Below are 12633 nucleotides of genomic sequence, written 5' to 3' on the forward strand. Positions count from 1 at the left end.
CAAGGCGCAAATATGAATGACGCCCTGCCAGAGCATCATTCGGCTTTGTCTGCCATCGATTGGAGGGAATGACCCGACCGCACTTCAGGCAATGATGGTGTGCCTCTTCAGTACCCCGGCTGATGGAAAGCCGGCAGAGAACCAGAAAGGCCCGCACCGTCGTTGCTTCATATGTCCTCGCATTTCCCGGTTGGCCGGAATAGCGACTGGAGGGGTTAGTTCCAGGTACCTTACCGAACTCCTCACCACATCGAGGACTCGGCGGACACACATGGGCACGTGCGACTTTGGGCAGCACGGGAGATAAGAATATTCGCCGTCATAATCAAGAGGATTTTTTCACCATATAGCGGATTTTTTCGGCAACCATTTTACGGGTTGAACAGTCGCGCCTCAGCGTTCAATTATATGGAACGAACCGGAGGATTTTCATGGACACGCTCACCCGCATCCGCGCCTTTATCGACGTTGTCGAAGCGGAGGGTTTTTCCGCCGCTGCCCGCAAGACTGGGCGTTCCAAGGCGCTTTTGTCCAAATATGTCCGGGAACTGGAAGATGATCTCGGTGCACTGCTTCTCAACCGCACCACCCGGCAATTCTCGCTGACGGAGGCCGGCCATACATATTACCGCACCGCCTCCGACATTTTGAAGGAGATCGACAACCTCGCCGATCTGGTGCGCGAGAAGAATGCCGATCTGAAGGGCAAGCTCAGAATATCCGTTCCGCGCACCTTCATCGACGCCGATGTTGGCCAGAGCCTCATCGATTTCGCCAAGGAAAATCCGGAACTGTCTCTGGAAATCGTCGCCGATGACCGATTCGTCGATCTGATCGAGGAAGGGTTCGACCTTGCGATTCGCATAACGCGTCTGGAAGATTCAGGCCTCATCGCCCGCAAGATCTCCGATTTCCGGGTCTATGCAGTAGCAACGGCGGATTTTGTCGCCAGACACGGCCCGCTCAATGGTCCGCAGGACTTTTCCCGCGTGCCCTTCATCATCGACACCAACACCCGCTTCCACAACACCGTGCGTTATCTTGAAGCGGATGGCGGCTCGAACTCCGTTACCATCAGTGGACCGATCGAGGTGAACAGCCCGCAGGCGACACTCCGGGCCGCCCGCGCAGGGCTTGGCATCGCCATGGTGCCGGACTTCATTGCAAGACCCTTCATCCAGTCCGGCGAGCTTGTGACCCTGTTCGACGACTATATTTCCAAAGACCGCGGCATATACGCCGTCTACCCCCACCGCCGTTACCTTCCCGCGAAAGTGCGCAGCTTCGTGGATTATCTCTCGGCGTGGTTCAGGAAAAATGGATGAAGAGCGGGGGAGCGGTATAGTTTCCGCCGACCTTCCCCTCGTCATGCCGTATTTAATCCGGCATCGAGCCGCGGCGCGCCCGCGCTATGAAGGACTCTATCGCGATCAACGACCTGATCGCGCTGCACCCCGAATCTGGTCCGGGGTGCAGGAGTGCGGATGCAACGCCTGCCTTTCAGCGGGCGTTGCTTAGCCGGAAACGGCTTATCAGAACGGCGAATCCGGGAAGTAGAACTGCTTGGCATTGTCCTTGGTGATGAGCGTAGCGTCGAGAATATACTCGCCAGCAACCGGCACCTGATCGTAAAAATGACCAGCCGTAAGCTGCATGGCGGTCGCCACCATCGCCGGCGGATAGAGCACGTCGACCGGAATTAGCTTGTCGCCGTCCATTACGCGCTTGATCATGTCCTTGGAACCGGCGCCAGCAACGATATACTTGATATCGGTGCGTTTCGCCTGCTGGATTGCCTCCAGCACGCCAACCGCCATGTCGTCGTCCTGACACCAGACCACGTCGATCTTCTTGTATTTGGTCAGGTAGTCCTGCATCACGCGGAAGGCGTCGTCGCGGTTCCAGTTGCCGTACTGGCGGTCGAGAACCTTGACGCTGGAGCCGGCAATTCCCTTGTCGAAACCATCCTGGCGCTGCTGGTCGATCGGGATCGGCAGACCGCGAATGACCACCACTTCCGCATCAGGCGTGGTTTTCTTGATGTATTCGCCTGCCACTTGTCCGAGTGCCGGATTGTTACCCGCAACGTAGAGATCGCGGATCGAATTGTCGTTGACGCTCGGCGCGCGGTCGACGAGCGCGACAAAGGTGCCCTTGTCCTTGATCTCCTTGATGGCGTTGACGAGCGGATCGGGATCAGACGGCAGCACGACCAGTGCGTCCAGCCCCTGCACGGCAAGATCCTGAAGCGCGTTTGCCTGGTTGGCGGCATCCGGCGAGGTCTTGACGATGACATTCAGACCCGGATGCTCCTTCATCAGAAGCTTTGCCACCCGTTCGGCATGGTAAACGACGCCCGCCGTCCAGCCGTGGTCGGCCGCCGGAATGGATACCCCGATCGTTACCTTCTTCTCCTGCGCATGGGCAGAACCCGCAAGAACGGCAGCCAGCGCGACAAATGCCACGCCGATAAATTTTCTACGCATAGTCTCTTCCTCCCAAGACCGGGGCGTTCCTCCTGTTTAAACCGCGCATGCCCCAGATTGCGCGGCCAGATGTCTCATCGATCGTCCGGCTATCTGCGGCTGAGCGAACGCTGCACCAGCATGGCGATGATGATGATCGCGCCCTGAATGGCACCGATCAGATATTCGCTGACGAAGTTCGACAGGATCATGATGTTGCCAACGATTTCCAGAATGAAGGCGCCGCAAATCGTACCCCATATGCGGCCCACACCACCCCGTAGCGCCGTGCCGCCGACGACGACGGCGGTGATGGCCTGCAACTCCCACAACATGCCTGTAGTGGCCGAAGTGGAGGCAAGACGCGGCACGTAAAGCAGGACGGCAACGGCGACGCAAAGCCCCTGAACCACATAGGCAATCGTGCGGACTCGAGCGACCGAGATACCGGAGTAACGCGCCACATCCTCGCTGGAACCCACCGCCGTCAGATGCCTGCCGTAACGAGTACGGTAAAGCACGAAAGCGGCGATGGCGGCAGTGACGAAGATGACGATGACCGGCACCGGCACACCGATCACATTGCCGAAATAGACCGGGCGATAAAGCGTCTGGATTTCCGGGTTGCGCAGCGTGATCGCGCCACCCTGCGACAGCCAGGTGGTCAGCCCACGATAAATGCCCATGGTGCCAAGCGTGGCGATGAAGGGCTCGATGCGGCCGATGGTGGTGATGAGGCCGTTTGCAAGCCCGCAAGCGGCGCCGATGGCGATGGCCAGCGCCATGGCGGCCAGTAGCATCACCAGCGGATTGGCAATAACGCCACTGTTCATGAACAGGATCATCAGGCTGGCAACGAAAGCCACCATCGCGCCGACGGAGAGATCAAGTCCGCCGGATGTGATGACATATGTGGCGCCGAGCGCAATGATGGCGATGAAGGCGCTGCGGGTAACCACGTTCAGCAGATTGTCGATACCGATGAAATTCGGATTGGCGACGGTGCCGAGAACCAGCAGCAAAGCCAGCGCCACAAAGGGCGCAACGGCGCGCAGGTCCCAGTCTTTCGAGGTCTTCGGCGTTTTGCCGTTATCAAGTGCGGCCTCAGTCATATTTCCCCTCAATTGTCTTTTCTTCAGGCCAATCTGCCGGGACATCAGCCCTCAGGCGAATTCCTGCGTGTGCACGCCAGTCGCGAGTGCCACGATATCGTTTTCGGTCATGCGTTCCCCCGTCACCTCGCCGACGATCCTGCCGGAGCGCATTACAAGGACGCGGTCGCAGATGCCGATCAGTTCCGGCATCTCCGAGGACACGACGATGATCGACCTGCCCTCGTCTGCAAGCTTTGCTATGAAACGGTAGATCTGTTCCTTGGTGCCGATATCGATGCCGCGTGTTGGCTCGTCGATGATGACGATCGATGGATCGAGCAGCATCATCTTGGCGAGCAGCAGCTTTTGCTGGTTACCGCCGGACAGCTGGCCCGCGAGCAAGTCCTTACTTCCCGTGCGAATATCGAAATCACGCACCGCATCATCGAGCGCTTCCTTCTCTCGACGGATATCGATCTGGAACAGGCGGCTGAATTTCCTCAGCGAGGCGAGTGTGAGATTGACCCGCAAGTCCTTCGTCAGCAGCAATCCCTTGCCCTTCCGATCCTCGCTCAGATAAACGATACCGGCCTTCAGACTGTCTTCCGCCTTTGCAAAATGCACAGGCTTTCCGAGATGGCGGATCGTCCCCCGCCCTGGACGCAGGCCAAGCACGCCCTCCATAAGCTCCGTTCTGCCCGCGCCGACGAGACCAGCAAAACCGAGGATTTCGCCCTTTCGCAGGCTGAAACCGGCATCCTGCGCATAGCCGGGAACGGTGAAATGCTCCACCTGTAAGACAGGCTCGTGCTCGCCGCCGGCGTTCCTGTCCGGATAGAGCTTGGCGACATCGCGTCCCACCATCAACCGCGCCATATCGGCGGGCTCAAGCGCCGATATTGGGTGGGAGCCGACCAACCTGCCATCGCGCAGAACGGTCACACGGTCGGCAATCTCCTTCACCTCCGGCAGGCGGTGCGAAATATAGAGCACGGCCACGCCCTTTGCCCTTATGTCCCTGATAACGTTCAACAGCGCATCGGTTTCAATGGGCGTGAGGCTTGCGGTCGGCTCGTCGAAAATGACGACGCGATGCGGCACGAGCAGAACGCGGGCTATCTGCACCAGCTGGCGCTGGGCAATCGACAGGCTGCCGACGACGGCATCGGGATCGATCGTACCGCCGAGATCGGCGATAGCCCTCAGGGCGCCGGCACGCATGGCGCGGTCGTCCATCATCGGGCCTTTGCACAATTCGCGGCCCAGATAGATGTTCTGAGCCACCGTCAGATCCGGGGCCAGCAATATTTCCTGATGCACGAGAACGATGCCGCGATGTTCGGCGTCGACAGGTCCGCTCAACGTAACTGCCTCGCCATCGATCCTGATTTCCCCACTCGAAGGCTTCTCATTGCCCGCAAGCAGTTTCATCAACGTCGATTTGCCAGCCCCGTTCTCGCCAATGATGGCGTGAACTTCACCGGCGCGCACGGCAATCTCTATATCCTTCAGAACCTGGACGGGACCGAAAGACTTGGACAACCCGACAGTCCGTATAAGGACCTGATCTGGAGATTCCTCAGCAAAAGCCATGTGTCGTCACCGGTACCCGGTGCGAATGAACGGATCTTGCCCCTCGATTTTACTTGAAATCATCATGCGCGAACTCCTCCCAAAGCTCTTGGGAAGAAGCTAACGTCCGTTTTGAGGTACGTAAAGCAAATTTCGCTGGTCTTTTAGAATACACTCAAATTTGACCAGGACGATGGCGCCTAAAGGCTAAAAAATAGGCGGCCATGGTCCCGCAGAGCGTTGGAAATCCTCAGTGAGGCAAGGCACACACGGGATGCCTGTGGCTAGAGAAGGCGCTTCAGGGAGCTGGCTTCCGGTTGCGGGGAGGCCTTCGTTGTATCGCTGTTGTCGGCAGACCTGTTGCGCATCGCGGCGTAATAGGCGTTTTTCTGCTCGTACATATGCATGTCTGCACGGCGCACCAGCGATTCCATTGTCTCTCCGGCCTCGCTGGTTGCCACGCCCAGCGAAAGACTAAGCGGCGCATTGGAGTAGAACTGGTTGTTGATCTTCAGCAGTTCGTAAATCGTATCCACCATCGCCGCGGCGATCTGCTTGTCTGCGCCGGGCAAAAGGATCGCAAATTCATCACCGCCAATGCGCGCAGCATGGTTTGGCGCAGTAACGACACCGTTCAGGACTTCGCCAAGGCGCCGCAACAGCGCGTCGCCTGCGTCGTGCCCGAGCTTGTCATTGGCGTCCTTGAGGCCATTGAGATCGATGACGATGGCCGAAACGGGCCGGATCGTGCTGCGTTCCAGCCTGTTCATTTCGTCCGAATAGAAGGCGCGATTGTGCAGCTTGGTCAGCACATCGTGCTTGCCGAGATATTCGAGATAGGCTTCCGCCTTTTTCCGCGCCGTAATATCAGTCAGCGCGACCTGCACCAGTGACCAGTCGCGTTCGTGGCCCGGAAAAACGGAGAAATGCAGCAGCACGTGCCGCTCTGAACCATCCAGCGCGTAGTTCACCACTTCGCGATGATGGTTAAGATTGCCGTTCCACAGCTCCATCAGCTGTTCGCGGAAGGGCTTTTCCATTTCACCCCGGAAAATATCGCCAAGCCGCTGCAACAGAACCTGACGGTCCGGTGCACAAAACAGGTCCAGTGTCGCCCGGTTGACGTCGATCACGCGGATTTCGCTCATACATTGGCGCACGAATTCGGGATGCACATCCATGAACACCCGGAAGTCGATGATGCCGCGTTCCCTGACCTCCTCGATCAGGCGCCGAACCCGGCTGAAATCCTCCACCCAGAGGGAAACGGGCGAATGTTGGAACATGCCTTCAGCATAACGGCGGTTGAAAAGCTCCTTGCGGCGAGCCTCCTCACGTTCCGTCACATCCTCTGTGGTCAGCAGCAACCGCCCGAGTGTCTGTTCGTAGCCGGGTATGACCGCACCGCGCAGCTGGATATCCAGCCGCTTTCCGCCAATCGAGTAATTGACGGCGTTGCTGATGAATTCGGTTTTTCCAGCCCAAAGCTCGGAAAGCTCGTTCACATGGCTTTCAAGCATGTCATCGCGGAAAATCCGGTGCAGATTATCGATCAGATGCGCCTTGTCCCGCGCTTCGAACAGTTCAAGTGTCTTGGCATTAACCTGCACAACGCGGATTTTCTGCGAGCACGCCGCCACCCGCGACAGATCTTCCAGCAAAAACGCCCGGATGTCCTCGACGCCCTGCGCCCGCCAGATATCGAACTGGCTTTTCACCTCGCTGAAATCCTCGATCCACATCGCCACAGGGGCAAGATTGAAGATATTGGTATCGATCGTTTCAATCATACGGGCAGTCTTCTTCAGGATAAATAAGGGCGGATGCCGAATGCCTAAATCGTGCGAGACAGCGATGACTGACCGCATATCTGGATTTATTAGGGATATTCGATCCAACGCAAGCCTTTATCGCGCAAGCCAACGGATTGCGCGATAAATCTCGGTTTCGCCAAGATTCCGCCCGTTACCAGAGCTTCACGTGGCGGTTCACATCCTTGTAGAGCAGGTAGCGGAAACGGCCCGGCCCGCCTGCATAGCAAGCCTGCGGGCAAAAAGCGCGCAGCCACATGAAATCACCCGCCTGCACTTCCACCCAATCCTCGTTCAGCCGGTAAACCGCCTTTCCTTCCAGCACGTAAAGACCGTGCTCCATGACATGGGTTTCCATGAAAGGAATGGTAGCGCCCGGCTCCAGGCTGACGATGTTGAGGTGCATGTCGTAACGCACGTCGTCGGGATCGATAAACCGGGTAGTCGCCCATTTGCCGTCCGTATCGGGCATCGCCGACAGAGCGTGTTCATCTTCATGCGTGAAGATCGCCGGCGGCGGCTCCAGCCCGTCCACCGCCTGAAACGCCTTGCGGACCCAGTGGAACTTGACCGGTGCCGTGCCGGAATTGCGCAGCTGCCAGCGCGAGCCGGCGGGCAGGAAGGCGAAGGAGCCGGTCCGCAATGCATGCTGCACGCCCTCAAACTCCACGGTCATTTCACCATCAACGACAAAGATCGCCGCTTGCGCCCTTGCGTCCGGCTCCGGCCGCTCACTGCCGCCGCCAGGCTGCACTTCAACGATATATTGCGCAAAAGTCTCGGAAAAACCGGTCATCGGTCGGGCGATGATCCAGGCCCGGGTCCCTGTCCAGTGCGGGAGCACGCTCGTCACGATATCGGACATGACGGTTTTGGGGATGACCGCATAGGCAGTCTTGAAAACAGCCTTGCTCGACAGCAGTTCCGTCTGCCCCGGCAGACCGCCCATATCCGAATAATATTTCTTCATTTCAGCCATTCCATTCTGCAACGCATTTCGCGCGAATTCTTAGGCCTGTAGCGACGTTTAATCAAATAATTATTGGCGTGCACAGGCCCTGCCGCCCGCATGGTAAAATGCGGGCGGCCTATTTCGCGCGGACATGCGAAACGAGGTTGGGCTCAGGCCTTTTTGCGCATCGTGGCATAGACGATATTGTGGTTTTCGCCGAAAAATACCTGCGCCTCGATACTTGCGGGATCGGCGCTGGCGTTGACGATCCGCCACATATCCGCCTTCGAACGCAACAGCAGCGCCCAGTTCATGAAGGTCTCCATGTAGCCATCGACCACAATGTCTTCGGAGAAGTTGGCGAAGAGGAACATTCCGCCGGGCTTCAGCATCTCCATGCAGCGCCGCGTGAGCTTGATCGCCACCTTGTCGTTCAGGTAATCGTAAAGACCGGCGGCATATACCAGATCGAATTTGCCGAGCTCGTGCGAACGCAGGACGATGTCACGCACCGAACCGTCAATCGCCTCGATGCAGCTGCCGTTGAAATCGCGGGCAACGGAACCGACACTCAGGGGATCTTGATCAAGCGCCACCCAGCGCCGGATCTTGCCCTCTTTCAAGGCCACGGATGCATCCGCCTCGCGCAGATGTCCCGATGCAATGGTGAGGATTTCCGTTTCGCTTCCATGCCGGGCCGCAGCCTCGTCAACAAACCGGGTCAGCAAATCCCGCCGCTCGCGGACAGCGACCGAGGAACTGGCGTCCTTCGTATAATCGTAGAGAGCCGCGCCAAGCGGCGTTGCGTTCTTCACCTTATCGGCAACGCTGTCGTGACCGTAGATGAAGTCGAGAAGCTGCGCATCGCCCGAATAGCCCCGCGGCTTTTCGAACGACCAGCGCGTGAAGGGATCTTCCAGAAAATAGTCCGACACGGAGTGATTCTGCACCAGAGGAATCAGTTCAGCCCACACGCTTGAGTGGAGCTTTTCGCGCAGGCCATGCAGTGCGCCTGCCGTTCGATGTATTATCTCATGTGCTGAAACACCATTTTCGAACTGCTGTTGTGCCAATTCGAGAATGATCGCGATCTCTGCTTTCGCAACTGCGAAATGCTCATCGAACGCTTCCGTTTTCCGTGCAAAAATCTCTTTTGCGACAGTATCAGGAGTGATCAGACTTGCCCCGTCCAGATTTCTTTTCTTTACCTGCCTCACTTCAGCCTCCAGTATTAACACATTGTTAAATATACGTTTCTGGGAGACGGAAGGCCACTCGCTTTCGATTTTTGAGCAGTGTAGGGATACATTAGTTTATTAGCGTATTTTTTTGGTCACACTCGTGGACCGGAGGAGAAAGCGGATACGCGATTTAGTGAAACTTAATGTTGCGAGCGTATGATGCGCTCTTGCTTTTCATGTTTCCGCCCGCATGGAGAGAAATCGGCAGGAAATCGCGCTTAGCGTGAAAGTACACGCAAAGGTCGAATAAGCAGTTACTTGATAAAGTATACGCAACACTATGGGAAAGTGCATGAAGCACACGTTAGGCGAGGTGAGTGGACAGCAAGAATATCGGCGGCCGGACGCCCGGTTTTCTGATGAACTTCTTGCCCTTTACCAGCAGGAAGGTGAGCGTAGCCGCCGGGGTTCGATCAGGCGGGGCCTGTGGACGGCTGTTTTCATCTATCTGCTATTTGCCATTACCGACATCATTCTGGTGCCCGACGTCGCCTTTTACACCATAATCGCAAGAGTTATCGTCGTCCTGACGTCCCTGCTGACGCTCGAAATTCAGTTGCGCATGGGCGCGAGCACCGCCGCACTTGACCTCACCTGCGCCACTGCGCTCGTCATGGGCTATATTGGCTGGCTTGTGCCCTCGCTCTTGACCGACAATCTCGAAAACATGTCCTATTACATGGTTTTCGGGGCGATCTTCATGATGGGCGCCAATCTGTTTTTCACCTTCCGTTTCCATCTTTCGCTCGTGTCATCGGGCATCATTCTTGTCACCTACTTTCTGGCGGCGACGCAGTTTCCCGAAGATGCGTTCTACAAGCTCGCTTTCGGCACCTTCTATATCTCCTGCTTCGTCTTCACCTCTTACGTGAACTGGAACCTGAACCGGGAACGCTACCACGTCTTTCTCAACGCACTCGAGGCCAAGGCCCAGCAGAAAGCGGCGGACGAGCGCGGGCAGGCGCTGTTGCGGCTTTCAAATACCGATTCCTTGACAGGCCTGCAGAACCGCCGCGCCATAGACCAGCATCTGCGCCTGTTGTGGGACAATTGGAGCAAGAAGGGGGAAGGTTTCGCCGTCTTTCTGATCGACGTGGATTTCTTCAAGAAATACAATGATCGCTACGGCCACCAGGAAGGCGACAAGTGCCTCGTGACAGTGGGCAACGCCCTGCAGAACGCGATCATCGACCATGGCGCCTCCATCGGCCGTTATGGCGGTGAGGAGTTCATCGTACTCGCTCCGTTCAAGTCCAGACAGCAGGTGGGTGAGCTTGCCGAAACCATCCGCCACACCGTCGAAGACCTGTCGCTTTCGCACGATCAGCGTCGGGACGGAACCTTCATCGTCACCGTCAGCATTGGCGCGTCTTTCACCCGTCCCAATCCGGATGGCAAGCTCGAAAAGATCATCAACGAGGCCGACCGGGCGCTTTATATTGCCAAGGCCAATGGCCGCAATTGCATGAGGCTGTTCGATCCGGACGATCCGCAGACCAGCGACGAAACCGAAAATATCGCCGCACTTCTGAAAATCGCTGTCGCGGAAAACCTCGTTTCTCTCGTCTATCAGCCGATCCTCAACATATCGACCAACGAGACGGCGGGAGCCGAAGCGTTGATGCGGCTTCGCCTGCTCGACGGTGGCTCCGTTTCGCCCGGCACCTTTATCCCGATTGCCGAACGCACCGGCACGATAATGGAGCTCGGTCTCTGGACCATAAAGACCGCCTGCCGGCAGATACTGGCCGATGACAAGGTATCGGTGGTCAGCGTCAACGTATCGCCGATGCAGCTGAAGAATCCTGGTTTTGCCACTTCGGTCGCAGCGATCCTCGTTGAGGCTGGGATTGCCGGCGGCAGGCTGGCCTTCGAGATCACCGAGGGTCTGGATATGGAGATGCATTCGGATGTATTACGCTGTCTGAACGATCTGAAGACGCTCGGCATCAATATATGGCTGGATGATTTCGGAACCGGATTTGCGGGCCTTTCCTGGCTGCGGATGACGGATTTTGATACCGTAAAGATTGACCGCTCCTTCCTGCATGACAGCAAGACACCCCGCGGCCGGGCGATGTTGCAGGACATGATCCGTCTCATCCGCAATCGCGGCCACAAGATCCTGATCGAAGGCGTGGAGACGGAAGAGCAACTGAGGCTCGTGCGCCAGCTCGAGATCGATTATGCGCAGGGTTATTATATCGGACGCCCGGTCGTCGCCGAAAGGCTGAACGTGGCGACTACCCCCTACCCGCAGCCCAAAATGCTACAGCGCCCCGCCTGACGATGCGACGGCGGCGGCAAGCGCCGTCACCGGCAGGCCCAGTCTTAGTGATATGCGGGCGGAATGATCGAGAATTTTGCCGCAAGTTCCGAAAACGCAGCACGCGTGACGGGATCGACAGGTGCGCCCTCCCTCTCCCGCTTTGCCGCTACCGCCCATTCCCGATCGCCCGGCGCCATGACCTTGCAGTCCTCCCGCGCTGGCGATCCCCGCAGTACCTCGAGATAGCGTTTCATGCCCTCGTCGAACACTTCGCGTTCAAGAAAGGCTTCCGGCTTCAACGCCAGGACGAAGGCCCCAAGCCCGCGCGGCTTGGAAAAATCTGGCCCCGACATTGGGGCGATATCGAAACTGAGCTTCATGCCGCTGAGAACGGCGCTAAAGATTTCCACCATTCCCGCAAGCGCCGCTCCCTTGAAACCAAAGGCACCGCCCAGCGGAGCCAGCATTTCAACGGCATTGGGGTTCTGCGTGTCGATACCGTCGCCATCAGACGCAACTCCTTCCGGCAATTGCTGTTCCAGGCTGCGGTAAAGCAGAACCCGGTTATAGGGCACGGCGCTGGTGGCCATGTCCAGAAGCCAGGGCATGTCATCGGCTGCCGGCACGCCGACTGCAATGGGGTTGGTGCCGTGGAAACGCATCGCGCCGTCATGCAGGCGCACGAAACTGTCGGAGTTGCAAAAGGCAATGCCGATATACCCCTGCCGCGCCGCCTCCAGCACGTAAGCGCCAGCGGGGCCGAAATGCGAGGAATTCCTGATCGCAACGGCGCCGATGCCGAATTTCCCAGCAAGCGCCATGGCGCTGTCCATGGCCGCATAGGTAGCGCGGGCGCCATGGGCATGGTCGGCATCGATCGTCTCCACTGCGCCGAAGCCGGACACGCGGCTGATCTGCGGCCGCGGATTGAGACGCCCGCCTTCAAGTCCTGCGATGTAGTGAGCAAGAAGCCGAACGCCGTGGCTGTCTACGCCCAGCCGTGTGCCATGCATCATGGCGCGGGTCGCCGCATCGGCGGTTTCATCATCGGTGCAGACAGCCAGGAAAACGGAACGGCAAAACCGCTCCAGTTCATCCAGCCTTGCGAGGACAGTGATATTTTCATTGCTGTGCGACATCAGGGGAACCTCCCGATTCCAGAATCCATGCCGCACAAGCTAGTCACGGGGCGCGTTTTTGCAATCGAATATCGCGCCCCGAATGGATCA

General features: G+C 57.7%; 9 protein-coding genes. 2 read left to right on the forward strand and 7 right to left on the reverse strand.

The features are described from left to right. Window positions 1-431: 431 nt before the first annotated feature. Window positions 432-1325, forward strand: a complete 894-nt coding sequence (locus AC1DCP_RS09540; RefSeq protein WP_003510664.1) for a LysR family transcriptional regulator — start codon at window positions 432-434, stop codon at window positions 1323-1325. A gap of 207 nt (window positions 1326-1532) precedes the next feature. On the opposite strand, the gene AC1DCP_RS09545 is transcribed toward AC1DCP_RS09540, so the two are convergent. The 6 genes from AC1DCP_RS09545 to AC1DCP_RS09570 form a co-directional block, all read right to left on the reverse strand. Next, entirely contained in the window at window positions 1533-2486 is a 954-nt protein-coding gene (locus tag AC1DCP_RS09545) for a substrate-binding domain-containing protein (protein ID WP_003510665.1), read from the reverse strand. 89 nt (window positions 2487-2575) lie between these two features. Beyond that, window positions 2576-3577, reverse strand: a complete 1002-nt coding sequence (locus tag AC1DCP_RS09550) for an ABC transporter permease (protein ID WP_035199370.1) — start codon at window positions 3575-3577, stop codon at window positions 2576-2578. A gap of 51 nt (window positions 3578-3628) precedes the next feature. Then, window positions 3629-5152 (reverse strand): sugar ABC transporter ATP-binding protein, encoded by a 1524-nt coding sequence (locus AC1DCP_RS09555; protein ID WP_476774239.1) that lies wholly within the window; start codon window positions 5150-5152, stop codon window positions 3629-3631. A gap of 263 nt (window positions 5153-5415) precedes the next feature. Beyond that, window positions 5416-6921 carry a sensor domain-containing diguanylate cyclase gene (locus tag AC1DCP_RS09560; RefSeq protein ID WP_003510668.1) on the reverse strand — a complete coding sequence of 502 codons (1506 nt, stop codon included), beginning with the start codon at window positions 6919-6921 and terminating at the stop codon, window positions 5416-5418. Window positions 6922-7096: 175 nt separating this feature from the next. Further along, on the reverse strand, window positions 7097-7921 hold the full coding sequence (locus tag AC1DCP_RS09565) for a bifunctional allantoicase/(S)-ureidoglycine aminohydrolase (RefSeq protein ID WP_019564590.1): 825 nt from the start codon (window positions 7919-7921) through the stop codon (window positions 7097-7099). Window positions 7922-8064: 143 nt separating this feature from the next. Next, window positions 8065-9111 carry a class I SAM-dependent methyltransferase gene (locus AC1DCP_RS09570; RefSeq protein WP_076845913.1) on the reverse strand — a complete coding sequence of 349 codons (1047 nt, stop codon included), beginning with the start codon at window positions 9109-9111 and terminating at the stop codon, window positions 8065-8067. A 316-nt stretch (window positions 9112-9427) separates the two neighbouring features. Here AC1DCP_RS09570 and AC1DCP_RS09575 point away from each other — a divergent pair, with 316 nt between their 5' ends. After that, window positions 9428-11422: a putative bifunctional diguanylate cyclase/phosphodiesterase gene (locus AC1DCP_RS09575; protein ID WP_476774240.1), complete on the forward strand. Its 1995-nt coding sequence runs from the start codon at window positions 9428-9430 to the stop codon at window positions 11420-11422. 44 nt (window positions 11423-11466) lie between these two features. Here the strand turns inward: AC1DCP_RS09575 and AC1DCP_RS09580 are convergent, their stop codons facing one another. Continuing rightward, on the reverse strand, window positions 11467-12543 hold the full coding sequence (locus tag AC1DCP_RS09580; protein WP_476774241.1) for an Ldh family oxidoreductase: 1077 nt from the start codon (window positions 12541-12543) through the stop codon (window positions 11467-11469). Window positions 12544-12633 lie beyond the last annotated feature (90 nt).

It is taken from the genome of Agrobacterium sp. 10T429, from assembly GCF_056393925.1.